A 23,120-nucleotide genomic window follows, 5' to 3' on the forward strand; every position below is an offset into this window, starting at 1 on the left:
ACGGGAGCGGGAACGGCGAGTACGGGAGCGCGGAAGGCGAGTACGGGAGCGCGGAAGGCGAGTACGGGAGCGCGGAAGGCGAGTACGGGAGCGCGGAAGGCGAGTACGGGAGCGGGGAAGGCGAGTACGGGAGCGGGGAAGGCGTCGGGGGCGTGCGCGGCGGGGGCGGTCAGCGGTGGGCGGCCCGGGTGCGCAGGCGGGAGACGGCGAACAGGACCAGCAGGGTCGCGGTCAGCAGGACGACGGCGAGCGCGGAGCCGGTGAAGAGCGAGCCGCGGTCGGTGGCCGCGTAGATGAGGACCGGCAGCGGGGTCCAGTCGGGCGGGTAGAGCATCATCGTGGCGCTCAGCTCGCCCATGGACAGGGCGAAGCAGAGCCCGGCGGCGGCGGTCAGCGAGGGCAGCAGCAGCGGCAGCCGCACCCGCCACAGCACCCGGGCGGGCCCGGCCCCCAGGGAGGCGGCGGCCTGCTCGTAGGCCGGGTCGAGCCGGCGCAGGGCGGCCGAGACCGACTGGTACGCGAAGGCGGTGACCAGGACGGTGTGCGCGACGATCACGATCCAGCGGGTGCCGTTGAGCAGTAGCGGCGGCCGGGAGAAGGCGACCAGCACGGCCAGGCCCACCACCACCGAGGGAACGGCGACCGGCAGCACGAACAGGGCGTCCAGAACGGCCCGGTGACGGCGGCTCAGCCCGGCGGCGGCCAGCGCGGCCCAGGTGCCGAGGACCAGCGCGAGCAGGCTCGCGGTCGCGGCGGTGACCAGGCTGGTGGTGAGCGCCTGCCACGCCTCGCCGCGGCCGGCGGCCGTGTAGTGGCCGGTGGTGAGGCCGGAGGGGAGCACCCCGGACCAGTGGGTGGCGAAGGAGGCCGCCAGGATCACCAGCAGCGGCAGCGCGAACAGGGGCAGGAAGAGGACGAAGAAGAGGAGGCCGGCGGCCCACTTCCCCTTGCGGCTATGCACCAGCACGGCGGCTCACCACCCGGTAGAGGCCGTACAGGCCCACGGAGATCAGGACGTTGACGACGGCGACCACGCAGGCGCCCGGGTAGTCGGACTCCAGGATCGCCTTGCTGTAGACGAGCATCGGCAGGGTGGTGACGCCCTTCGCGCCGGTGAACAGCACGATCCCGAACTCGTTGAGGCACAGCACCAGGACCAGGCTGCCGCCGGCCGCGAGCGCGGGCAGCGCCTCGGGCAGGATCACGCTGCGCACGATCCGGGGCGCGCGGGCCCCGAGCGAGCCGGCCGCCTCCAGTTGCGCGGTGTCCAGCTGGGAGAAGGCGGCGAGCAGCGGGCGCATCACGAACGGCGTGAAGTAGGTGATCTCGGCCAGCAGCACGCCCCAGGGCGTGGCCAGGAACTGGAACGGCCCCTGGGGCGCGCCGGTGAGGTGCGTCCACAGCCCGTTGGCCATGCCGGCCGTGCCGTAGACGAAGAGCAGCGCGAGCGTGATCAGGAAGGACGGGAAGGACAGGAAGACGTCGATGAAGCGGGCCACGGCCCGGGCGCCCGGGAAGGGCACGAAGGCGATGATCAGCGCCAGCAGGAAGCCGAGGACCAGGCATCCGGCGGTCGCGGCGAGCGCCAGCCAGACCGTGGTCCACAGGGCGTGGCCGAACGCGGCCGAGGCGAAGACGTCGGTGTACGGCTTCAGGGAGGTGCCGCCGGTGTCCGGGCGGAAGGACTGCTGGACGACGAGGGCCAGCGGGTAGAGGAAGACGAGGGCGAGGACGGCGACGGGCGGGGCCGCCCGGAGCAGGGGCCCGGTGACTCCGGTCCGAGGACGCCCGAGGGCGGCTGTCCGGGCCGTCCGGGCTGTCCGGGCTGTCCGGGCCGTCGCTGCGCAGGTGGGCGGGGTGGCGGGGGTGGCTGGGGCGGCCGGGCCGCGGGCCGTGAGCCCGGCACGGTCCGTACGCCCGGCACGGTCCGTACGCCCGGTGCCATCCGTACGCCCGGTACGGTCCCTGCGCCCGGCCCGGTCCATACGCTCGCCGCGGTCCGGGCGGGACAGTTCAGTCATCGTCGTCCCCCGCGGGCAGCAGGACCGCGTCCTCGGGGGCGAAGTGCACGGTCACCGGGGAACCGAGGGCCGGGGGGTCCCTGAGTTCGGCGAGGTCGGCCATGACCCGGTGGCCGTCGACGTCGACGTACAGCCGGTGGCCGGCGCCGCGCCACTGGACCTCGCGCACGGTGCCCGGCAGCGGGTTGGGGCCGTCGCCGAGGCCGATCAGATGGGGGCGTACGCACAGGGTGGCCCGGGGGCCGGGGACGGCCCGCGCCGCCCCCGCTCCCAGCGCCAGCCGCCGGCCGGCGAAGTGCGCCCCGTGCTCCTCCACCGTCACCGGCAGCAGGTTGGCGCCGCCGACGAAGGACGCGGTGAACGTGTCGGCCGGCGCCCGGTACAGCTCCCGTGCCGTGCCGCAGGCGCGCAGCCGGGCCCGGTCCATGACCGCGATCCGGTCGGCCAGGGTGAGTGCCTCGTGCTGGTCGTGGGTGACGTACAGGATCGACACGTCCGGCAGTTCGCGGTGCAGCCGGGCGAGTTCGGCCAGCATGCCCGAGCGCAGCCGGGCGTCGAGCGCGGACAGCGGCTCGTCCAGGAGCAGGACGCCCGGCCGGATGGCGAGCGCCCGGGCGAGGGCGACCCGCTGCTGCTGCCCACCGGACAGCTCCCGGGGGTGGCGGCGGGCGAAGTCCGCCATGCCGACCATCTCCAGCGCCTCCCGCACCCGTTCGCGCACCTCGGCCTTGGGCAGGCGGCGGGCCCGGAGCCCGAAGGCCACGTTGTCCTCGACCCGCAGGTGCGGGAAGAGGGCGTAGCTCTGCACGACCATGCCGATGCCCCGCTGGTGCGGGGGCAGGTCCGTCACGTCGCGGCCGGCGAGGTGGACGCGCCCGGAGGCGGGCCGCACGAACCCGGCGACCGCCCTCAGCGCGGTGGTCTTGCCGGACCCGGACGGCCCGAGCAGGGCCATGACCTCGCCGGGTTCGACGGTGAGGTCGAAGCCGTCCAGGACGACCGTGCCGTCGTAGGCGACCGTGACGGACTCGAAGCGTATGCCCATCAGCCCGCTCCCCCGTCTCCGCGCAGCAGGGCGGGCAGGGCGGCGACGGAGGGCAGCACATGGGTGGCGCCGGCGGCGCTCAGGTCGCTCCGGCCGTGGGCCCCGGTCAGCACTCCGGCGACCAGGCCCGCGCCGGCGCGTACGCCGCTGAGCATGTCGTACGTGGTGTCGCCGGCGACGGCCACCTGCCGTACGGAGTCGGCGGCGCCGGTGCGCAGGAACGCCGTCAGCACCATGTCCGGGTACGGCCGCCCGCGCCCGCCCGCGTCGGCCGGGCACAGGGTGAGCGGGACGAGGCCGCGCCAGCCGAGCGCGCCGAGGATCGCGTCCTGGGTGACGCGGGCGAAGCCGGTGCTCAGGACCACCGTGCGGCCGTCGGCCCGCAGGTCCTCGATGGCCTCGCGGGCGCCGGGGACGGGGGCGACGAGCCCGCCGTCGACCAGTTCGCCGTACGCCTTCTCGAAGGCGGCGTTGGCCCGCTGGGCGGCCTCCTCGGCGCCGAACAGGTGCCGGAAGACGGAGATCTTCGACTCGCCCATGGTGGCGCGGACGTAGGCGAGCTTGTCGGCGTGGTCGGGGGAGCCGGGCTCGACGCCGAGGGCGGCGGCGGCCGCGGCGAAGGCCTGCTCGACCAGGCCGCCGTCGGCGACGGTGGTGCCGGCCATGTCGAGGACGACGAGGCGGATGCCGGGGGTGTCGGTGGGGTGCGTGGTATCGGTGGGGTGCGTGGTGTCCGTGGAGTGCATGGTCTCGGTGGTCTCGGTGGTCTCGGTGGTCTCGGTGGGGTGCGTGCCGGTGGTGTGTGCGGTGTTCTCGGTCATGTTCTTCCTCACCAGCCCAGCTCGGTCGCGGTCTTCTCGGCGATCGCGGGCGCGCAGGTCATGCCGCGTCCGCCGGGTCCGGTGACCAGCCACACGCCGTCGCGGACCTGCTGCCGGTGCACCACCCGGGAGGGGTCGGTGCACTGCGCGTACACCCCGGCCCAGCGGCGGCGGACCGTGGGCAGCGGGCGGCCGAGGAGGGACTCGACGACGCCGGTGAGGTGGTCGTAGGGGTCCTCGACGGTGTCGAAGGCGAAGGGGTGCTCGTACTCGTGGGTGTCGCCGATGGTCAGGCCGCCGTCGGCGCGCTGCACCATGAGCAGCTGCATCCGGTGCTCGGCGGCGGTGGGCGGCTGCGGCTGGTCCGCGTCGAGCCGGTCGAGGGCGTCGGACGCGTAGGCCGGGTAGTAGCGGAAGCTGTCGGCGTCCGCGACGGAGGTGGTCAGGGCCTCGCCCAGCGGGTCGGTCTGCATCATCTGCAACCGCACCCGGCGCACCGGCAGGTCCGGGCCGGCCAGCTCGCGCACCAGCCCGCCGAGCCAGGCGCCGGTGGCCAGCACGACCACGTCGGCGCTGTGCACGTCGCCGTGGTCGTCGCGCACCGCGCTCCCGCCGATCACCTCGCGGACCTCGCGGCCCGGCAGGAAGGTGTAGCGGGGGTGCCTGAGCAGCTCGGCGCGCAGGGCGAGCTGGGCGGTGCGCGGCTCGACGGCGGCGTCGCGCTCGCAGTACAGGGCCGCGTCGAACGCGCCGCGCAGGGCCGGGTTGACGGCACGGGCCTCGGCCGGGGTGAGCAGCTCGTACCCGCGGGCGGCGGCGTCCGGGCGGGCCACGGCGGCCTCCGCGACGGCGCGTTCCAGGTCGCCGCGGACCGGGGTCAGGGAGCCGTTGGGGCGGAAGCCCAGCGCCGGGACGCGGCCGCCGATCTCCTCCCACAGCTCCCGGGCCCGCAGGGCGGTCTCCAGTTCCTCGCCGCCCGCGCGGCCGCTGACCCAGATCTGCCCGAAGTTGCGCAGCGAGGCGCCCCGGGCCTCGGCCTCGCGTTCGATCTGCACGACCTCGTGGCCGCGTTCCACTGCCTGCCAGGCGTGCATGGTGCCCACCACGCCTGCTCCGACGACTGTCACTTTCACGACGACGACGTTCCTCTCGGACGGAGAACCGGAAGAGACCGGCTGACAACGAGAGCCTGAACGAGGCATCAAGATTGGGCTAGACCCGTTATCTCTTCGTTACTCCATCTCCGGGTGGGAGTGGCCTTTGTCTCAGCGGTGCGGGGCCTTCTCGGCGGCAACGATTCCCGGGCGCCGCCCGCCGCTCAGCCGTCCCGCCGCTCAGCCGTCCAGGTGGGTGGTGAAGGAGAACCGGTCGCCCCGGTACAGGCTGCGCACCCGCTCCAGGGGCCGCCCCCCGACGTCCCGCGAGAGGCGGTGGATCAGCAGCATGGGCAGCGCGGGCGGGGTGCCGACGAGCAGGGCCTCGCGCGGGGTGGCGAGCACGGTCTCGATGCGCTCGTCGGCGTCCCCGAAGGCCAGTCCGAGGCCCCGCAGATAGGCGTAGAAGGAGGAGTCGGGGTCGAAGTCGGCGTCCAGGCGCGGTACCCGGGCCACGGCCACATAGGTGCTCTCCAGGCCGACCCGCTCCTCGTCCGCGAGCAGGACGCGCTCCAGGTGCCAGACGGGTTCGCCCCGGGTGAGCCCGGTCTCGGCGGCGAGCGCCTCGGGGCAGGGGAAGCGGTCCAGGCCCACCAGGGCACGTCCTGGGGTACGTCCCTGCCGCCGTACGCCCTCGGTGTAGCTGGCCAGGGAGAGCGGCTGCTCCAGCTTGGGCCCGGCGACGACCGTGCCCCGGCCCCGGCGGCGCAGCTTGCCCTCCAGGACCAGCTCGCGCAGCGCCTGCCGCACGGTCTCGCGGGCGACCCCGTACTCCTCGGACAGATCGCGCTCGGTCGGGATCGGCCGCCCCTCCCCCAGCTCGCCGACGAGGCGGTCGATCCGCGCCTTCACCGCGTAGTACTTGGGAATCCGGCCGTGCTCCGGGATGCCGGAGCGGACGGGGGCGCCGGGGGCCTGGTCGTTCGGGTAGTCCACCCAGGGATGGTGCCAGACCCTGACCGTGGGCCGGGCGGCAGCTCCGGGGCGGCGCGAAGACGCCGTTCGTGGTGGCGAGAAGGCGCCGTTGGCGGTGGCGAGAAGTCGTCGCCCCCGTCCCCTGCCCACGCCCCTATCCGTCCCCCCGCCCGAACAGCGGCCCCAGCAGCAGGTGGGCCGCCCCCACCGCGACCTCCCGGGCGCCGCCCGGCACCACCCGTACGGGTACGGCACCGCCGGGCACCCCGGCGCGCCGGGCACGCGCGGCCAGCACCGCCGCCACGCCCGCCGTGAACGCCTCCGGCCGGCGCATGACCGTACGCCCGCCGAGCAGCACCAGATCGATGTCGAGCAGCCCCACGAGGTTCGCGGCCCCCGCCCCCAGCACCCGCGCCGCCTCGGCCACGTCCCCCCGCCCGACGGCGGCCAGGCACAGCGCTTCCAGGCAGCCCCGGTCGCCGCAGGCGCACGGCGGCCCGTCCAGCTGGATCACCTGGTGCCCGAACTCCCCCGCCCCGGTCCGCGCGCCCCGGTGCACGCTCCCGCCGATCACCAGTCCGGCCCCGAGCCCCGTACCGAGGTGGAGATAGGCGAAGGACCCGCCGCCGCCCTCCTCGGCGACCGCGAGTCCGAACGCCGCCGCGTTGGTGTCCTTGTCGACCGCGACGGGCACGCCGAGCCGCCGCTCCAGCGCGTCCCGCAGCGGGAACCCGTCCCACTCCGGGAACCCGGTGACCCGGCGCAGCACGCCCCGCCGGTGGTCGAGCGGCCCGGGCAGGGCCACCCCGACCCCGACCAGGGAGTCGGCGGCCGCCTCGCGCGGGGACCCGCCGAACGCCTCCCGCACCAGCTCCTCGACCTGCGCGCCGACCGCTGCCACGACGGCCCCGGCACCACCGGTCCTGACACCACCGGTCCTGGCACCACCGGCCCTGGCGCCACCGGTCCTGGCACCACCGGTCCTGACGCCACCGGCCCTGGCGGCCGGGCCACTCGGGTCACCCGGATCACTCAGGTCGCCCGGGTCACCCGGGTCACTCGGGTCACCCGGATCGCCGCTCAGGCCGCCCAGGTCCAGCGGGTGGCGCCGCTCGGCGGTGACGGTGCCGTCCAGGTCGACCAGGACCGTCCGCACCTCGTCCCGCTCGACCTGCACGCCCACCGCGTGCCCGGCCTCCGGGACCAGCCGCAGCACGGTCCGCGGCTTGCCCCCGGTGGACGCGCGCCGGCCGGCCTCCGCCGCGAACCCCCGCTCCCGCAGCCGTGCGGTGATCTTGCTGACCGCCTGCGGGGTGAGCCCGGTCCGCTCGGCCAGCTCCAGGCGGCTGATCCCCGCCGCCCCCGCCCCGCGCAGCAGATCGAGCACGAGCGCGGTGTTGTGGCTGCGCAGGGCGAGCAGATTGGCCCCCGCCGCCCCGCCGCGCGGCAGCCTCCGCCCCGCCTCGGCGGCCCCCGTACCCGCGCCCACGCTCGCGCCGGCACCCACCTCAGCACGCGCGTCCGCGCTCACGCCGGCGCCCGCGTGCCCGCTCGCGTCCGCGCCGGCGCGCGCACCCCCGTCCGTTCCCGCCACCGCGCTCGTCCCGCCCTCGTCCTCGCCTTCGCCCACGCCCCCATTGTCCCCCGCGCTTGCACTTAGGCAACAGCGTTGCGAAAGTGGGAGCATGACTAGCACCCCCCTCCGCGTGGGCCTCGTCGGTTACGGCCTCGCCGGTTCCGTCTTCCACGCCCCGCTGATCGCCGCCACCGAGGGCCTGGTCCTCGACACGGTCGCCACCTCGAACGAGGAACGGCAGGCGCAGGCCCGGACCGAGTTCCCGGACGTCCGCCTGGCCGCCGGCCCCGACGAGCTGTTCGCCCGCGCCGCCGCACTCGACCTCGTCGTCCTCGCCTCCCCGAACAAGACGCACGTCCCGCTCGCCACGGCGGCGCTGGAGGCGGGCCTGCCGGTGGTCGTGGACAAGCCGGTCGCGGGCACGGCGGCCGAGGCGCGCACCCTCGCGGCCCTCGCCGAGGAGCGCGGCCTGCTGCTGTCCGTCTTCCAGAACCGCCGCTGGGACAACGACTTCCTGACCCTGCGCGAGCTGATCGCCCGGGGCGAGCTGGGCGACGTATGGCGGTTCGAGTCCCGCTTCGAGCGCTGGCGGCCCCAGCCCAAGGGCGGCTGGCGCGAGTCCGGCGACCCGGCAGAGATCGGAGGTCTGCTCTACGACCTCGGGAGCCATGTCGTCGACCAGGCCCTCGTGCTGTTCGGCCCGGTCACCGAGGTGTACGCCGAGTCGGTGGTGCGCCGCGCGGGCGCCGAGGCCGACGACGACACGTTCCTCGCGCTCACCCACGCGGGCGGCGTCCGCTCGCACCTGTACGTCTCCTCCACGGCGGCCCAACTCGGCCCGCGCTTCCGGGTGCTGGGCTCGCGGGCCGGTTACGTCAAGCACGGCCTGGACCCGCAGGAGGCCGCGCTGCGGGCGGGCGAGCGGCCGGGCCCGGCCGGCTGGGGCAGGGAGGACGAGTCCCTGTGGGGGCGTATCGGCGCGGGCGAGTCCCCGGTGACCGGCGGCGGCAGTCCCGTACCCACCCTGCCCGGCGACTACCCGGCGTACTACGCCGCCGTGGCCGCCGCCCTGCGCGAGGGCGCCCCGAACCCGGTGACCGCCTCGGAGGCGGCCGCCGCCCTGGACGTCCTGGAGGCGGCCCACCGCTCGGCCCGCGACGGAGTGGCGGTGCGCCTGTGACCACGGACTCCGTCCCCACCGCCGGGGAGACCGTCCCCACCGTCGAGGAACTGGAGGCGCAGGAACGCCGCCTGGTCCTCGACCGGTTCACCCACGAGGACGCCTGGGCGCTGGGTTCGCTCCTGGTGGGGCTGGCACGGGAGCGGCGGGCGCCGGTCGCCGTCGACATCCACCGCGCCGGCCAGCAGCTCTTCCACGCGGCCCTGCCCGGCTCCACCCCCGACAACGACGCCTGGATCGCCCGTAAACGCCGGGTGGTGGAGCGTTACGGCTCGGCCTCCTATCTGGTCGGCGCCCGCTTCCGCGCCAAGGGCACGACCTTCGAGGACTCCTCGCGGCTGGACCCGGACACGTACGCGGCCCACGGCGGTTCCTTCCCGCTCACCGTCGAGGGCGCCGGGGTGATCGGCGCGGTCACGGTCTCGGGCCTGCCCCAGGTGGCGGACCACCGGCTGGTGGTGGAGGCGCTGGAGGCGTTCCTGAACCGGTAGTTCACGTACCGGAACACGTCGGCGTACCGGGACGCGGCGACGCGGCGGGACACGTCGACGCGCCGGGGAATGGCCGGGGTGAGCCTCTCTGTTGGGGTTGGCTGTACGCAGGACGATCACGCGTGACGGCGCGTGACCGAGGCACCCGCCCGGAGGGACCGGAATCGATGAGCGACACGGCAGCCCCACTGAAGCAGACGGTCGGACGGTACGGCGTCTGGAGCACCGGCCTCCGCTCGGAGGACCCGGCCCGGCACGGTGAGATCGCCGAGGCCGCCGCCGAGCTGGAGGAACTCGGGTACGGCACGGCGTGGCTCGGCGGCAGCAGCGCCCCGTACAACGCCGCCCCGCTCCTGGCGGCGACCTCGCGGCTCGCCGTCGGCACCAGCATCCAGAGCATCTGGCAGCACGAGGCCGACGCGAGCGCGGCCGGGTTCGCCGAGCTGGAGGCGGCCCACCCCGGCCGGTTCGTCCTCGGTCTGGGCGTGAGCCACGCCAAGCTCGCGGAGCAGTACCGCCGCCCGTACTCGGCGCTGGTCTCCTACCTCGACGGGCTGGACGCCGCGAAGGTGCCGGCCGGCCGCCGGGTGCTGGCCGCGCTCGGTCCCCGGACGCTCGAACTGTCCCGGGACCGGGCGGCGGGCGCGGTCCCGTATCTGGTCACGACCGAGCACACCGCCAAGGCCCGCGAGATCCTCGGCGCGGGCCCGCTGCTGGCGCCCGAGCTGAAGGTCGTCCTGGACGACGACCCCGCCAGGGCCCGCGCCACCGCCCGCGACTACCTCGCGAGCTACCTCCAGCTCCCCAACTACACCAACAACTTCCTCCGCCTGGGCTTCACGGAGGACGACCTGCGCGACGGCGGCAGCGACCGCCTGATCGACGCGGTGTACGCCTGGGGCGACGAGAACCGCGTGCGCGCCCGCATCGAGGAGTTCCAGTCGGCGGGCGCCGACCACCTGGCCCTCCAGATCATCACCGACACGAAGAACCACGACACCCTCCCCAGGCCGGAATGGCGCAGGCTCGCCGCCCTACTCGGCTGAGCAAGAAAAAAGGGGAAGGGGGGCGGGGCCTGGTCAACTCGGCTGAGCGAAGAAGGGGCGCGGGGAACTGCGCGACCAGCCCCCACCCACCCGCACCCGAAACGCGTGACGCGAACCCGACCGAGTCCCCGCCCCACCCAGCGGAGCGCTACGCGTTCTTGAGTTCCTGCCGCTGCCGCCCCAGCCCCCCGATCTCCAGCTCCACCACGTCCCCGGACCGCAGATACGGCTTCGGCTCGGGCTGCCCCATGGCCACCCCCGCCGGCGTACCGGTGTTGATGACGTCCCCTGGGTACAGCGTCATGAACTGGCTGACGTAGCGCACGACCTCCGCCACCGGGAAGATCTGCTCGGCGGTCGTCCCGTCCTGCCGCAGCTCCCCGTTGACCCACAGCTTCAGGGCGAGGTCCTGCGGGTCGGGCACCTCGTCGGCCGTCACCAGCCACGGCCCGAGCGGGTTGAACGTCTCGCAGTTCTTCCCCTTGTCCCAGGTGCCGCCCCGCTCGATCTGGAACTCCCGCTCGGACACGTCGTGCGCCACCGCGTACCCGGCGACGTGCGCGAGCGCCTCCTCGTCCGTCTCCAGGTAGCGGGCGGTGCGGCCGATGACGACCGCCAGCTCCACCTCCCAGTCGGTCTTGGCGGAGCGGCGCGGCACGAGCACGGTGTCGTTCGGGCCGACCACCGTGTCCGCCGCCTTGAAGAAGACCACCGGCTCGGCGGGCGGCTCGGCGCCCGTCTCGCGGGCGTGGTCGTGGTAGTTCAGCCCGATGCACACGACCTTGCCGATCCGGGCCAGCGGCGGCCCGATCCGCAGCCCGGCGGGATCGAGCACCGGCAGTTCCCCGGCCTCGGCGGCGGCCCGTACCCGGCCGAGCGCCGTGTCGTCGGCGAGCAGGGCGCCGTCGATGTCCGCGACGATGCCCGACAGGTCGCGCAGGGTGCCCTCGCCGTCCAGCAGCGCGGGCCGCTCAGCCCCGGCCGTACCGACTCGCAGCAGCTTCATGTTCCGTATCTCCCTCGATCGCGGGCAGCCCCGCCGAGCGACCGACCTGGGTGCGGCAGACACAGCCGTCGGAGGACTGTTCGATCGTCCAAGGTCGTGGTCCACTCCGCAAGACCCCGTTCACGTACTGGACCGTAGCAACGTCGCCGGCAAGGCCGGTCGGGGCAGGTCACCGGGCGAGCAGCGCCCGTTCGACGGCGGTCCACGCGGTGCTGGTCACCACGTACAGCGCGGCGGCCAGCGGCACCACCGCCACGGTGACGAGCGTGGCGAACGACATGAACGGCATGACCTTGCCGGCCGCCGCCCCGAGCCCGGGGATCATCACCTCGCCGCTCCCGCCGCTCCCGCCGCCCGTCTCGCCCTCGGCCATGGCCCGCCGGGTGCGCAGGAAGTTGAAGGTGGCGACGGCGGCCACCACCGCGAACAGCCCGACGTACACCAGTCCGGCCGCCCCGAAGGCCCCGCCGCCCGCCAGGGCGTCGCTCCACCGCCCGCCGAGCGGCGCGGCGAACAGCCGGTGGGTCAGCAGCCCGTTGGCGTCCCCGCCGATCGTCGCGCTGGAGAAGAGGTGGTAGAGCAGGAAGAAGGCGGGCATCTGGAGCAGGCTGGGCAGGCAGCCCGACAGCGGCGACACCTTCTCCTCGGCGTGCAGCGCGACCAGCGCCTTCTTCAGCCGCGCGGGGTCCTTGCGGTACTTCCTCCGCAGCTCCGCGACCCGGGGCCGCAGCGCCGCCTGCGCCTTCTGCCCGCGCGCCGCGGCCCGGGAGAGCGGGTGGACGAGCAGCCGTACGAGCGCGGTGACCAGGACGATCGCGGCGGCGGCCGCGGAGGCGTGGCAGAGCGGCTGGAGCAGGTCGGCCACCTGCTCGACCAGCCGCGCGAAAAGGGAGAAAACAGAGGAGAGAGCAGAGGAGAGAGCAGAGGAGAAAACAGCCATGGGTGAGCCCTCCGGGGGTCTCGTCGTGCCGGAAACGGAACGTGGCGGCATGACGACCCGCGCAGGGTCACGCAGAAGAGGCAGAAGAACCGGAGTGGTGCGGGTGCGTGCGTGCCCTACGCGGCGACGGTCGCCGCGGGGGCCCGTCCGGGCGCTCGCGGCCGTCGCCGGCCCGCGGCGTCGGGATCGCGCTGCGGCAGGAAGGCCGTACGCCGGTCCCGGTCGCGGATGGCGGTACGCACCCGCGTGGGCGCGACGGCGGGCGCGCACCGGGAGGCGAGCAGCGCGCAGGCGACGAGCGCCGCGCCGGCGGCGACGGTCGCGGAGAGGCTGCCCGTGTCGAGCAGCGCGAGCTGAAGGGCCAGCAGGAGCAGGAGGAACAGGGGCAGTCGCAGGGGAGCGAGCCGCGTGCCGATCCGCTGCTGGATCACTGCCGCCCCTCCCCTCGGTCGCGCGCGTCCTGCCGTGCGTTCTGTCGCGCGTCCTGCCGTGCGTTCTGTCGCGCGTCCTGCCGTGCGCTCTGTCGGGCGTCGTCGCCCGGTGTCCCCGTTATACAGGGTTATACAGGGTTCCAGAGGATCAGTCCGGTACGGAACCGGACTCCTGTGCGAGATCGGTCTCCAGGGGCCGCAGCAGCCGCCTCGGCGTGAGCAGCGCCCGGCTGACCGGGTCCCGCGGGTCCGGATCGAGTCCGGGTCCCGGTGTCATGAGGACGTCCGGGACCGGTACGACGGTTCCGCAGGCGGGGCATTCGCCGTACGGCCCGAGTTCGGTGCCGCACACCGCGTGCCGGAAGTAGCGCAGCTGCCGCCCGGTGTAGTGCTCGCGCCCCCACAGCCCGAGTGCGCGCAGGGCGGGCCACAGGGCGGTGCCGCGCTCGGTGAGGACGTACTCGTCGCGCGGCGGCGACTGCTGGTACCGCCGCTTGTCGAGGATGCCCTCCGAGGTCAGCGCCTGGAGCCGGGCGGCGAGGACCGCGCGCGGGATGCCGAGGTGGACCAGGAAGTCGTTGTAGCGCCGGACGCCGTAGAGCGCGTCCCGGACGACGAGCAGCGTCCAGCGCTCCCCGACGACCTCCAGCGCGCGGGCGATCGAGCACTCCTGCGTCGCGTAGTCCTTGCCCAGTGCCATGCGGTCCACTGTAGCCACTTTCCGACAGGTTGGTTCAATGACCGAACTGATGGTGCTACGGTGCGGGGGAAGCCAAGGTTCATTCACCGAACCAACTATCCAGGATCAGCTCAGCCCGCCCGCCCCGACCACCTCGCCCCCCCCGACCGCCCCACCCCGACCCCCGCGGCCCACCCGTCCACAGGAAGGACGACGCCACCATGACCGGGCCAGACCCCACCTCGATCACCACCGCCACGAAGGCCGGTGCGGCCCCCGCGGAGGACACCGCGCCGCAGCTCTCGGCCGTCCGCACCCCCGCGCGGCGGCGAAGCCTGCGGCGAGTGCGCCGGGACATCACCGTTCCCCCGCGCCCCGCCGCCACCCTGGCCGTCACCAGCGCGGCCACGGCCGTGGCCCTGATGACGTACACCGCGCCGATGGTCACGCTCCCCGGCACCGCGGCCGCCCTGCACACGTCCCTGTCGGCCCAGGCCTGGCTGCTCAACGGCACCCCGTTGGGCCTGGCGGCCCTGCTCCTGGTCGCCGGCAGCCTGGCCGACGACTACGGACGCCGCCGGATCTTCCTCTCCGGCACCCTGGCGCTCGGCCTGACCACGGCCCTGGGCGCGCTGTCCACGTCCACCTGGCAGTTCACGCTGGCCCGGATCGCCCAGGGCGCGGCGAGCGCGGCCCTGCTGGCCAGCAGCCTCGGCCTGCTGGTGCACGCCTTTCCGACCCCGCGCGGCCGGCTGCACGCGACCGGCGTCTGGGGCGCCTTCGTCAGCGGCGGCATAGCGGTCGGCCCGCTGGTGGCCGGCGCCCTGCCGACCTGGCGGGTGGCGTACGCGGTCCTGGGCGCGGCGGCGCTGGCGGTGGCGGCGCTCGGCACCCGTACGCTCGCGGAGTCGCGCGCCCCGCGCGGCGGCCGCCCGGACATCCCGGGCGCGCTGGCCTTCGGCCTGGCCCTGATCGCCCTGGTGGCGGCGCTGACGCTGGGCCGGGACGGCTGGCTGCGGCCCTCGGTGGGGCTGCTGCTCGCGGGGACGGTGGTCCTGGCCGGTGTCTTCATCGCGGTGGAGCGCCGCAGCGCCACTCCCATGATCGATCTGTCCCTGCTGCGCCACCGCCCGTTCCTGGCGTCCGCGGCGGGCGGCCTGTTCACCGGCCTCGCGGTGATCGGCCTGTTCAGCTTCCTGCCGGCCCTGCTGCAACGGACGCTGGCGCTGTCCCCGATGGCGACGGCGTGGCTGCTCCTGCTCTGGTCGGGCCTGAGCTTCACGGTCGCCCTGCTGGCCCGGCACCTGTCCGGCCGGCTGGCCCCGCGCCGGCAACTGGCCCTCGGTTTCGCCTTGCACGCGGCGGGCGTCCTGACCATGCTGGGCGCGGTCGGCGCCGGTTCCTGGCCGCGGCTGCTGCCCGGCCTGGTGGTGAGCGGCCTCGGCAGCGGCCTGCTGAACGCGGCGCTGCCGCTGACGGCGGTGGAGTCCGTACCGCCGGAGCGGGCGGCGATGGGCTCGGGTGCTCAGCAGACGTTCCGCTACATCGGCTCCTGCGCGGGCGTCGCCCTGACGATCGCCCTCACCACCTCGGCGGGCGCCCCGGCGCGGGGCGCGAACGTGGCGATCCTGGTGTCGGCGGCCCTGGCGGCCCTGGGCGCGCTGACGGTACTGGCGGCCCGCCCCCGCCGCTGAGCCCGGCACCGGGCCGGGCCGTTCCCCCGTCCGGCCCTGGCCCGCGGGTACCTGACCTTTGTCAGCGCCCGGCAGTACGGTGTCCCCCATGCGCCCCGACACGCCCGCCCAGAACGCAGCGAACACCACGAACGCAGCGAACGCCGAAAACGTCGACCACGCCGAGAACGCCGAGAACGCCGAATCCGTCGACCACGCCGCCGAGGCGGCCCGCCTGGAGCGGACCGCCGGCCTCTACCCCGAGGACGCCGAGGCCCTCCTGCTGCGGGCCGCCGCCCACCTGGAGCTGTCCGGCGACCGCCCGGCGGCGACCACGCTCTACGACCGCCTGCTCTCCTCCCCCGACGGTTTGGAGAACGCCTCCCTGGTCCGCGCCCTGAAGGCCGCGAACCTCTGGGAGTACGACCACGAGGCCGAGGCCAGGGCCATCATCGAGGGCATCCGCACGACCGCCCCGCGGGACCCGGCCCCCTGGGTGATCGTCGCGGAGTCCCTGGAGACCCACGACGAGCTGGAGGAGGCGCACAAGACGTTCACGGAGGCGGTGGCGCTGCTGCTGACGGACGTCCCGGAACCCCCGTACGCCACGCATCCCCTCCTGTACGGCCGCCACCGGGTGCGCCGGATGCTGGGCGCCTCCCACGACGAGTGGGACGCCCTGGCCGACACCCTGCACACCTCGCCGGTCTCCCTGGACGAACTCCACGACCCCAAGCGCGTCTGGTCCCTCGGCTCGGAGAACCCGGCCGAACTCCAGGCGGAACTGGTGCGCCTGCGCGCGGAACTGGGCGCGTACCGCGAGGCCCTCTCCCGCCCCTTCCCGGTCGCCGTCCTGCACTGGCCGGCGGCCGAACTCCAGGAACTCCTGACCGCCTACGCCGGCCTCACCACGGAGTACCCCTCCCACGAGGCCCACCTGGCGACCATAGAGTCCTCCCTACGCGAACTCTCCACCTCCGGCACCCCCAACCTCGGCATCGTCACCGGCACAGTCCCCTCCTACGAGGCCTTCGCCGCCTCCGAGGGCACCACCCCCTCCGACGCCACCCTCCTCCCCCAGTACGCGACGACCTTGGCAGCCCGGGGCCGAGCGATGACTTGGCCGCCGGAGCGGGGGGCGGGGTGTTGGTGCGGGTCGGGGGTTTCTTACGGGGAGTGCCACGGGGCGACTGTCTGACCGCTTGCGGGGCGCTGCGCCGTACCGCGCACAAACGGCTGTGCCCGGGTCCGCCGTAGTACGACGGGCCCGGACCCAGGCACAAATACGCATCACGCACACGAACACAGGCGCCGCGACCCTACATACGCCTATATCGCTATACCGCCAAGCGCCGCTTGGCCAAGCAGTGGACATGCGCCCGCTCGTTCCGCACGCTGCCCGTGTCATCCACCTCGGGGATGAGGAGCTGGAGGTAGCCGCGCAAGCGGAGAGTGAGTACTTGTACTTCGGCGGGCCCGGGCAGAGGGGCGGCCCCATCCAGAAGTCGGAGTGCACACTGCCGCATGGACTGCACACGTACCGCGTGCTGGCCTGCATTGTCGTTCGCCGATCGGGAAACGGTCACTGGACCCCCACCCCACCCTCTTGGCACCGAGGGCAACGACACGGCGGGAGCGGAGCAAGCCCCAGCGGTGACAGCTCCAGTTCTTCTTCGTACGGCACGGTCACCGTGGCACGTGGTTCGCTCACGGCACCCGCGCGATTGACGGTGTAGACCTTGATCGTCATCTTGGCCCGGAGTGGATGCTCGGGCTCCGGGACGGTGGATTGCATGGTGCCAGCGCTCCTCGACAGCGTTGTCGCACCCCCGTGGTACACGCGGGCCCGGGCATCGACTTGGCGTATGGCGGCCATGGTTGCGCGCCTCCCTCAGACGGAGGAACCACGCCCAGCGGGCACCTCGGGACGTCCCGGAGGCGGTAAAACGTCCCTTAGAACGTCTTTGTCTCGGGGGCTGCATGCAGAACGAGAGGCTGAGGGCCGCAATGGCGGCCGGAGGGTGGACTTGCGAGGCTCTCGCGGCATAAACCGATGTGAACCCGAAGTCCGTGGAACGCTGGGTCAATCTGAACCGACCAACCATCCGCCAACCGCGAAGGGCTCGCGGAGTCAGCCCGGATCTAGAAGCGCTGTACACCCAGCGCATCGACGCCTTGGTCTACGCTGCCGTCTTCCTGCACGAGGCATACCCCCGGCTGAACGCCCTGCTGACAGAACGAGTCGCCAAGGGCTGCGCCGTACGCATCGCAATAGGCGACGCCTGGAGGCATAACCAGTGGCACGCAGCGAGTACTACGACGATCCCCGTGCACCCAGGCCCAACAGCCTCGTAGTCGCCGCCTCCGCCGTGGTGACCGACGGACAGGGCCGCATCTTGCTCCAGCGCCGCCGCGACAACAACCTGTGGGCGCTACCCGGCGGTGGGATGGAGATGGACGATTCGCTGCCCGGGGCGGCCGTGCGAGAGGTGAAGGAGGAGACCGGCTTTGATGTGGAGATCACCGGTCTCGTCGGCACCTACACAGACCACGCCATGTGATCGCTTACTCGGATGGTGAAGTCCGCCGACAGTTCAACATGTGCTTCACCGCACGCATCACCGGAGGCCGGCTGGCCATGTCAGACGAGTCGACGGAATTGCGGTTCGTCGCTCCAGACGAGCTGGCGACACTGCCCATGCACCCAACGCAGCAGCTGCGGTTGCAGCACTTCCTTGAACGCCGAAGCGACCCGTACTTGGGGTGAGACGGGGTCCGCGTTCCGCCGCTGTCAGTGCCTCCTGTTACAACAGATGCACGTTGACGTGTGGTCGAGGGGGTTGTGGTGGCCGATACGGGGGATCTGGGACAGCCGATCGCCGGGGTGTACGAGAAGCTGATCACCCAGAGTGTGCACGATGAGCTGGGTCAGTTGGAGGCCATGGGCTGGAAGGCCATCGACACGCAGGTCAGCGCCGAGTCCACGCCCCACATCCTGGCCCGGCACATCAGCGAGGTGGTCTCCCGCAGGCTCAACCAGCTCCCGGCAGCCGAGCGGGTGCCTTTCGCCAACAAAGTTCTGGAGTCCCTGGCCGCAGACGCCTCGGGGCAGAGCAATGCCGAAAGCATCAGCACGGTGGTCGACGGACCACGGCAGTTGCTCGCCCTTGCGGAACAGGAAGCACCGGGTGCCTACGCGATCCGTCCGCTCACCCCGCTGTCCGAGACGTCACTGCTGACCAACTCGCCCGAGGACCTCAGCCTGGGCGCAGAATTGCGCGCAGAGCTCGCGACCGCGGACCGCATCGACCTGCTCTGCGCCTTCGTGAAGTGGTACGGGATAAGAGTCCTGGAGGACGCTCTACGCGCCGCCAAAGAGCGGAACATCAAGATCCGGGTCATTACGACCACCTACATGGGCGCTACGGACCGGCGTGCGCTCGACCGCCTGGTTCGCGACTTCGGTGCCACCGTCAAGGTCAATTACGAGACGCGCTCCACGCGCCTGCACGCGAAGGCATGGCTGTTCCGGCGCAATACCGGTTTCGACACCGCCTATGTCGGAAGCTCAAACCTGTCCCGCGCCGCGTTGCTCGACGGCCTGGAGTGGAACGTACGCCTGTCTTCGATCGCCACACCCGCCGTGCTGGCCAAGTTCGAGGCGACCTTCGACGCGTACTGGAACGACACCGCCTTCGAGACGTACGACCCCGATAGGGACGGTGCACGTCTTGACGGAGCACTCGCTCAGGCGAGCGGCAATACGCCCACCGCCGATCAGAAGATCAACCTCTCCGGCCTTGAGGTACGCCCCTTCCCCCACCAGCGGGACATGCTGGAGCGGCTCAGGGTCGAGCGGGAGCTCCGCGGAAGGCATCGAAACCTGCTCGTCGCAGCGACCGGTACGGGCAAGACGGTGATGGCCGCCCTCGACTACCGCAATCTGTGCAGGGCAGCGGATGGCGCACGGCCGAGGCTGCTGTTCGTGGCGCACCGCAAGGAAATCCTCAACCAGTCTCTGCGCACCTACCGGGAAGTGCTGGACGATGCCTCGTTCGGGGAGTTGCTGCACGCCGGGCAGGAGCCACGCGAGTGGAACCACGTCTTCGCGAGCGTCCAGTCGCTCAACGTCCGGCGGCTGGAGCAACTGGCGCGCGAGCACTTCGACGTCATCGTCATCGATGAGTTCCACCACGCCACGGCCAGCACGTACCGAAGGGTGATCGACCACTTCTCACCGAAGGAGCTGCTGGGCCTGACCGCCACTCCGGAGCGGATGGACGGGCGCAACGTCCAGGACGAGTTCTTCGAAGGAAGGATCGCGGCCGAAATGCGGCTGTGGGAGGCCCTGGAGAACGACTTGCTGTGCCCCTTCCACTACTTCGGCATCCCCGACGGCACGAACCTGACGAACCTGGGCTGGCAGCAGGGTGCATACGCCGAACGGGACCTGGAGAACCTGTACACCGGCAACAAAGCCCGCGCGCGGATCGTGGTGAAACAGGTCGAGGACAAGGTCTCCAACCCCACCGCCATGCGAGCCCTGGGGTTCTGTGTGAGCAAAGCTCATGCGCACTTCATGGCCGACTTCTTCCGCAAGGCCAATGTGCGGGCCGTGGCACTGGACAGCGACTCGCCCGCTGACGTGCGCGCTCAAGCGCTACGCGACCTGCGGGACGGCAAGCTCCAGGTGGTCTTCTCCGTCGACCTCTTCAACGAGGGCCTCGACGTCCCGGACGTCGACACCCTGCTCCTTCTCCGCCCCACCAGCAGCGCCACGATCTTCCTCCAGCAGTTGGGCCGCGGGCTGCGGCGCACGGAAACGAAGCCGGTCCTCACCGTTCTCGACTTCATCGGACAGCACCGGGCGGAGTTCCGCTTCGAGGAGCAGTTCCGAGCCATGACCAACCTGTCGCGGAACAGGCTGGTCGAGCACATTGAGCATGGCTTCCCCCAACTGCCGTCCGGCTGCCAGATCATTTTGGAAGGCAAGTCCAAGGACCTCATCCTCGACAACATCCGCACGCAAGTGAACGCCACGGTGACAACCTTGGCGAAGGAGGTGAGGGCCTACAGCACGCCCCGCCTGGCCGACTACCTCCGAGAGAGCTGCCGGGAGATCAAGGAGCTCTACAAGAGCGACAAGTCCTCCTGGACGATGCTTCTGCGCCGCGCCGGCCTGATCGAGAACACCGCATCACCAGAAGAAACCGCGCTGCTCAAGCGGGTCCACGCCTTCCTCCACGTAGACGACCCGGAGCGCGCCCATGCCTACCTTCGGCTTCTCCAAGATGACGCTCCGCCTTATGAGGAACTGGGCGCGACCGATCAGTCCTACGCCCGCATGCTGTTCTTCAACCTCTGGGATGACGCGCGCGGATTCACCAGCTTCCAGGAAGGTCTTGCCTCGCTGCGGGAGCAACATGCCTTCCGGGACGAGCTCAGGCAAGTACTGTCGTACGTCATAGAGCAGGCGGACCACTTCCCGATCTCCCTGACCGGCCAGCTGAGCCACGTCCCGCTGAAGGTGCACAGCGCGTACAACCGCTCCGAGATTTTGGCGGCGCTCGGTGTGGCGCGCTTCGGCGGCCAAATGCCGCGGTCTTGGTCACAAGGAGTGCAGTGGGCCGAGGAATGCCAGACGGACGCTCTGTTCATCACTTCGGAGAAGAACGAGAAGGACTTCTCACCCACCGTCCGGTACAAGGACTACGCCCTGAGCCCGACGCTCTTCCACTGGGAGTCCCAGAACGCAACAGCCGCCACCTCGCCTACCGGCATGCGCTACCAGGAGCACAAGCAGCGCGGCAGCCATGTACTGCTGTTCCTGCGCCGCTACAAGAACACCGATATAGGCAAGTCCCAACCATGGATGCTGCTCGGCCCGGCCACCTACGTCGATCACACCGGCAGCAAGCCCATGGCCATCAAGTGGGATCTACAGCACGAGCTCCCGGCCGATGTGTGGACGTACGCGGCTATCAACGCAAGCTGAACCTGAACCACGGCCCCAAGTGGCGGGCGGTGGGTCGGGAGGCGGGGAAGGCTGGCTCATCGTGAGTGGGGGAACGCGAGTGGAGATGGTCGGGCTTTCCGGTGGGGACGTGACGTTGTCGGATCGGCGGACGGGGCGTCGGTGGCCGGTCGAGGTGGGGGCGTTCCGGTTGTCGGTGGTGCCGGTGACGCAGGGGGTGTACGGGGCGGTCACCGGGGAGTGGCCCGGTGCGGGTGAGGGGGAGTCGCTGCCGGTCGAGGGGGTGTCCTGGTGGGACGCGGTGCGGTTCTGCAACGCCTTGTCGCGGCGGGAGGGGCTTGCGGCCGTCTACCGGGTGGGGGACGGGACGGTCGAGTGGGACGGCCGGGCCGACGGGTACCGGCTGCCGAGCGAGGCCGAGTGGGAGTACGCGTGCCGTGCGGGGACGGACGGGCCGCGGTACGACGGGCTCGACGAGATCGCCTGGTACCGGGGCAACTCCGGTGAGCGGGTGCACGCGGTGGGCGGCAAGCGGCCCAACGGCTGGGGGCTGTACGACATGCTGGGCAATGTGTGGGAGTGGTGCTGGGACCTCTACGACCCGCAGGTGTACGGCAGTTACCGGGTGCTGCGCGGGGGCGGGTGGGCCGACGAGCACTGGAGTTGCCGGGCCTCCGTGCGGCGTCGCAGCCACCCGACCTTCCGGATCGATGATGTCGGGTTCCGCGTGGCGCGGGGTGCCGTGGCTCAGCTCGGCTCACGTACCGAGTCCGTGTGATTGTTCCGGGGCGGTGTCACGGAAGGACGCCACCGCCTCGTACACGCGCCCCGGCTGGTCCAAGTGGACGTCGTGGCCCGCGCCGGGGACCGTCAGCCGGCGGGTGGCGTTGGGGCGGCGGGTGTGCGTCTCCTCGAACTCCGTCGTTCGCATCGTGCCGTTCTCGCCCCTGACCACCAGGGCCGGGCAGCGTATTCGCGTCCACTCCTGCCAGTGGCCGCGTTTCGTCAGTTCGCGGATCGACGCCACCAGCCATCCGGTCGCCGTTCCAGGCTCCGCGCCCACGCCTCGTGACCGAAGAAGCGGGCCGCCGACTCGGTGGTGGGGAACGGGGTCGGTCACGAGCGCATCCATGCCTCGATCGCGACGGGGGTCCGGCGCGGCCGCGGCCGGGCCTGCCTCGACAGAGAGCAGGGAGGCCACCAGATCGGGGTGGGCGGCGGCCGGGAGCAGGGCCGTGTGGCCGCCGAAGGACTGGCCGATCACGGTGGCGGGGGCCAGGTCCAGTTCCCGGATCAGGGCCGCCGCGTCCGCCACGCACGCCGCGCGGGTCACGTCCCGCGGGCGGCGCGTGCTGTCGCCGTGGCCCGGGCGTCGTACGTCACCACGCGGTACCCGTCGGCGGCGAGGCGTGCGGCCAGGTCGTCCCACTCGCCGCGGTGGCCCGCCATGCCGTGCAGCAACAGGAACGGCCCGCGCCGGTCGTCGTAGGCGAGGCGGGTGCCGTCCGGGCGGGTGCGGGAAGCGGAGCGTCCCGGGGCCGTGCTCTTCTCCGGCCGCCGCCCCATCCCTCACCCCTCGCCGGTCGAACCGCCGCGACCCCTCGCCGGTCGAACCGCCGCGTCGGTCAGCCGAACATACCCGGCTCGTAGTCGCCCGCCGGCGTCTGGGCGATGACGTCGAGGCGGTTGTACGCGTTGATCACGGCGATCAGGCCGATCAGCGCGGCCAGTTGCTCCTCGTCGTAGTGCTTGGCGGCGTTCGCGTAGACCTCCTCGCTGACCCCGCCCGCGGCGTCGGCCAGGCGGGTGCCCTCCTCGGTCAGTTCCAGGGCGGCGCGCTCGGCGTCGGTGAAGACCTTCGCCTCCCGCCAGGCCGCGATCAGGTTCAGGCGCACGGAGGTCTCGCCCGCGTGGGCGGCGTCCTTGGTGTGCATGTCGGTGCAGAAGCCGCAGCCGTTGATCTGGCTGGCGCGGATCTTCACCAGTTCCTGGGTGGCGGCCGGCAGGCCCGAGTCCGAGACGACCTTGCCCGCGGAGTTGATGTGCCGCAGGAACTTGGCGGCGACGGGGTTGGCGAAAAGGTTCAGGCGGGGTTCCATCGTGGGCTCCTCGGTAGGCCGTCGCGTCGATGTCGTCGGCGCTCGGCGGTGTCGTTTCGTGGTCGTACC

General features: G+C 72.5%; 20 protein-coding genes and 3 pseudogenes. 9 read left to right on the forward strand and 14 right to left on the reverse strand.

Annotation, left to right across the window (positions count from 1 at the left end; all coding sequences use genetic code 11):
* Positions 1-169: 169 nt before the first annotated feature.
* The 7 genes from ABZ858_RS19250 to ABZ858_RS19280 form a co-directional block, all read right to left on the reverse strand.
* Positions 170-967, reverse strand: coding sequence for an ABC transporter permease subunit (locus ABZ858_RS19250; protein ID WP_361379419.1), 798 nt, complete (start codon positions 965-967; stop codon positions 170-172).
* Positions 954-2,021 carry a 2-aminoethylphosphonate ABC transporter permease subunit gene (locus ABZ858_RS19255; protein ID WP_361379422.1) on the reverse strand — a complete coding sequence of 356 codons (1,068 nt, stop codon included), beginning with the start codon at positions 2,019-2,021 and terminating at the stop codon, positions 954-956. Before ABZ858_RS19255 ends, ABZ858_RS19250 begins: the two co-directional genes overlap by 14 nt.
* On the reverse strand, positions 2,014-3,066 hold the full coding sequence (locus ABZ858_RS19260; protein WP_361379425.1) for an ABC transporter ATP-binding protein: 1,053 nt from the start codon (positions 3,064-3,066) through the stop codon (positions 2,014-2,016). The genes ABZ858_RS19255 and ABZ858_RS19260 overlap by 8 nt, the downstream gene beginning before the upstream one ends.
* On the reverse strand, positions 3,066-3,812 hold the full coding sequence (locus tag ABZ858_RS19265; RefSeq protein WP_361379560.1) for a phosphonatase-like hydrolase: 747 nt from the start codon (positions 3,810-3,812) through the stop codon (positions 3,066-3,068). Before ABZ858_RS19265 ends, ABZ858_RS19260 begins: the two co-directional genes overlap by 1 nt.
* Positions 3,813-3,895: 83 nt before the next feature.
* Positions 3,896-5,020, reverse strand: coding sequence for a TIGR03364 family FAD-dependent oxidoreductase (locus ABZ858_RS19270; RefSeq protein WP_361379428.1), 1,125 nt, complete (start codon positions 5,018-5,020; stop codon positions 3,896-3,898).
* Between the two features lie 201 nt (positions 5,021-5,221).
* Positions 5,222-5,977 carry a GntR family transcriptional regulator gene (locus ABZ858_RS19275; RefSeq protein WP_361379431.1) on the reverse strand — a complete coding sequence of 252 codons (756 nt, stop codon included), beginning with the start codon at positions 5,975-5,977 and terminating at the stop codon, positions 5,222-5,224.
* 133 nt (positions 5,978-6,110) lie between these two features.
* Positions 6,111-7,406 carry an ROK family transcriptional regulator gene (locus ABZ858_RS19280; protein WP_361379563.1) on the reverse strand — a complete coding sequence of 432 codons (1,296 nt, stop codon included), beginning with the start codon at positions 7,404-7,406 and terminating at the stop codon, positions 6,111-6,113.
* A gap of 235 nt (positions 7,407-7,641) precedes the next feature.
* Between ABZ858_RS19280 and ABZ858_RS19285 the strand changes: the two genes are divergently transcribed.
* From ABZ858_RS19285 to ABZ858_RS19295, 3 genes are all read left to right on the forward strand, one after another.
* Positions 7,642-8,712 (forward strand): Gfo/Idh/MocA family oxidoreductase, encoded by a 1,071-nt coding sequence (locus ABZ858_RS19285; RefSeq protein WP_361379434.1) that lies wholly within the window; start codon positions 7,642-7,644, stop codon positions 8,710-8,712.
* Positions 8,709-9,203 (forward strand): heme-degrading domain-containing protein, encoded by a 495-nt coding sequence (locus ABZ858_RS19290; protein WP_361379437.1) that lies wholly within the window; start codon positions 8,709-8,711, stop codon positions 9,201-9,203. Before ABZ858_RS19285 ends, ABZ858_RS19290 begins: the two co-directional genes overlap by 4 nt.
* Before the next feature lie 167 nt (positions 9,204-9,370).
* Positions 9,371-10,249: an LLM class F420-dependent oxidoreductase gene (locus ABZ858_RS19295; RefSeq protein WP_361379440.1), complete on the forward strand. Its 879-nt coding sequence runs from the start codon at positions 9,371-9,373 to the stop codon at positions 10,247-10,249.
* A 148-nt stretch (positions 10,250-10,397) separates the two neighbouring features.
* Here ABZ858_RS19295 and ABZ858_RS19300 read toward each other — a convergent pair whose 3' ends face one another.
* From ABZ858_RS19300 to ABZ858_RS19315, 4 genes are all read right to left on the reverse strand, one after another.
* Positions 10,398-11,255 (reverse strand): fumarylacetoacetate hydrolase family protein, encoded by an 858-nt coding sequence (locus tag ABZ858_RS19300; protein ID WP_361379443.1) that lies wholly within the window; start codon positions 11,253-11,255, stop codon positions 10,398-10,400.
* Between the two features lie 169 nt (positions 11,256-11,424).
* Entirely contained in the window at positions 11,425-12,195 is a 771-nt protein-coding gene (gene yidC, locus ABZ858_RS19305; protein WP_361379446.1) for a membrane protein insertase YidC, read from the reverse strand.
* Positions 12,196-12,311: 116 nt separating this feature from the next.
* Complete coding sequence (locus ABZ858_RS19310; RefSeq protein WP_361379449.1) at positions 12,312-12,626, reverse strand: DUF6412 domain-containing protein; 315 nt, start codon at positions 12,624-12,626, stop codon at positions 12,312-12,314.
* A gap of 148 nt (positions 12,627-12,774) precedes the next feature.
* Positions 12,775-13,326 carry a helix-turn-helix domain-containing protein gene (locus tag ABZ858_RS19315; protein ID WP_361379452.1) on the reverse strand — a complete coding sequence of 184 codons (552 nt, stop codon included), beginning with the start codon at positions 13,324-13,326 and terminating at the stop codon, positions 12,775-12,777.
* 200 nt (positions 13,327-13,526) lie between these two features.
* Here ABZ858_RS19315 and ABZ858_RS19320 point away from each other — a divergent pair, with 200 nt between their 5' ends.
* Both ABZ858_RS19320 and ABZ858_RS19325 read left to right on the forward strand, forming a co-directional pair.
* A complete protein-coding gene (locus ABZ858_RS19320) occupies positions 13,527-14,999 on the forward strand; it encodes an MFS transporter (RefSeq protein ID WP_361379455.1) in 1,473 nt (490 codons plus the stop codon).
* 88 nt (positions 15,000-15,087) lie between these two features.
* A complete protein-coding gene (locus tag ABZ858_RS19325; RefSeq protein WP_361379458.1) occupies positions 15,088-16,176 on the forward strand; it encodes an SEC-C domain-containing protein in 1,089 nt (362 codons plus the stop codon).
* Positions 16,177-16,315: 139 nt separating this feature from the next.
* On the opposite strand, the gene ABZ858_RS19330 is transcribed toward ABZ858_RS19325, so the two are convergent.
* Complete coding sequence (locus ABZ858_RS19330) at positions 16,316-17,083, reverse strand: DUF6415 family natural product biosynthesis protein (RefSeq protein WP_361379461.1); 768 nt, start codon at positions 17,081-17,083, stop codon at positions 16,316-16,318.
* Here ABZ858_RS19330 and ABZ858_RS19335 point away from each other — a divergent pair.
* The 4 genes and pseudogenes from ABZ858_RS19335 to ABZ858_RS19350 all read left to right on the forward strand — a co-directional run.
* Positions 17,034-17,258: pseudogene (locus ABZ858_RS19335) on the forward strand (XRE family transcriptional regulator); the annotation flags it as partial. The gene ABZ858_RS19330 and the pseudogene ABZ858_RS19335 overlap by 50 nt on opposite strands.
* A gap of 17 nt (positions 17,259-17,275) precedes the next feature.
* Positions 17,276-17,745: pseudogene (locus ABZ858_RS19340) on the forward strand (NUDIX domain-containing protein).
* A 78-nt stretch (positions 17,746-17,823) separates the two neighbouring features.
* Entirely contained in the window at positions 17,824-20,973 is a 3,150-nt protein-coding gene (locus ABZ858_RS19345) for a DUF3427 domain-containing protein (RefSeq protein WP_361379464.1), read from the forward strand.
* Between the two features lie 85 nt (positions 20,974-21,058).
* Positions 21,059-21,730, forward strand: coding sequence for a formylglycine-generating enzyme family protein (locus tag ABZ858_RS19350; protein ID WP_361379467.1), 672 nt, complete (start codon positions 21,059-21,061; stop codon positions 21,728-21,730).
* On the opposite strand, the pseudogene ABZ858_RS19355 reads toward ABZ858_RS19350, so the two are convergent.
* Together ABZ858_RS19355 and ABZ858_RS19360 are read right to left on the reverse strand one after the other, a co-directional pair.
* Positions 21,710-22,518 (reverse strand): annotated as a pseudogene (locus ABZ858_RS19355) (alpha/beta hydrolase). The gene ABZ858_RS19350 and the pseudogene ABZ858_RS19355 overlap by 21 nt on opposite strands.
* A gap of 59 nt (positions 22,519-22,577) precedes the next feature.
* Positions 22,578-23,051: a carboxymuconolactone decarboxylase family protein gene (locus ABZ858_RS19360; RefSeq protein ID WP_361379470.1), complete on the reverse strand. Its 474-nt coding sequence runs from the start codon at positions 23,049-23,051 to the stop codon at positions 22,578-22,580.
* Positions 23,052-23,120: the final 69 nt, after the last annotated feature.

Source organism: Streptomyces sp. NPDC047017, from assembly GCF_040644175.1.
GTDB lineage: Bacteria > Actinomycetota > Actinomycetes > Streptomycetales > Streptomycetaceae > Streptomyces.

Excerpts from the sequence above, each read along its gene's own strand:
- ABZ858_RS19255 (WP_361379422.1), bottom strand. The coding sequence starts at position 2,021 with ATGACTGAACTGTCCCGCCCGGACCGCGGCGAGCGTATGGACCGGGCC.
- ABZ858_RS19260 (WP_361379425.1), bottom strand. The coding sequence starts at position 3,066 with ATGGGCATACGCTTCGAGTCCGTCACGGTCGCCTACGACGGCACGGTC.
- ABZ858_RS19265 (WP_361379560.1), bottom strand. The coding sequence starts at position 3,812 with ATGCACTCCACGGACACCACGCACCCCACCGATACCACGCACCCCACC.
- ABZ858_RS19285 (WP_361379434.1), top strand. The coding sequence starts at position 7,642 with ATGACTAGCACCCCCCTCCGCGTGGGCCTCGTCGGTTACGGCCTCGCC.
- ABZ858_RS19295 (WP_361379440.1), top strand. The coding sequence starts at position 9,371 with ATGAGCGACACGGCAGCCCCACTGAAGCAGACGGTCGGACGGTACGGC.
- ABZ858_RS19300 (WP_361379443.1), bottom strand. The coding sequence starts at position 11,255 with ATGAAGCTGCTGCGAGTCGGTACGGCCGGGGCTGAGCGGCCCGCGCTG.
- yidC (WP_361379446.1), bottom strand. The coding sequence starts at position 12,195 with ATGGCTGTTTTCTCCTCTGCTCTCTCCTCTGCTCTCTCCTCTGTTTTC.
- ABZ858_RS19315 (WP_361379452.1), bottom strand. The coding sequence starts at position 13,326 with ATGGCACTGGGCAAGGACTACGCGACGCAGGAGTGCTCGATCGCCCGC.
- ABZ858_RS19320 (WP_361379455.1), top strand. The coding sequence starts at position 13,527 with ATGACCGGGCCAGACCCCACCTCGATCACCACCGCCACGAAGGCCGGT.
- ABZ858_RS19325 (WP_361379458.1), top strand. The coding sequence starts at position 15,088 with ATGCGCCCCGACACGCCCGCCCAGAACGCAGCGAACACCACGAACGCA.
- ABZ858_RS19330 (WP_361379461.1), bottom strand. The coding sequence starts at position 17,083 with ATGGTTGGTCGGTTCAGATTGACCCAGCGTTCCACGGACTTCGGGTTC.
- ABZ858_RS19350 (WP_361379467.1), top strand. The coding sequence starts at position 21,059 with ATGGTCGGGCTTTCCGGTGGGGACGTGACGTTGTCGGATCGGCGGACG.
- ABZ858_RS19360 (WP_361379470.1), bottom strand. The coding sequence starts at position 23,051 with ATGGAACCCCGCCTGAACCTTTTCGCCAACCCCGTCGCCGCCAAGTTC.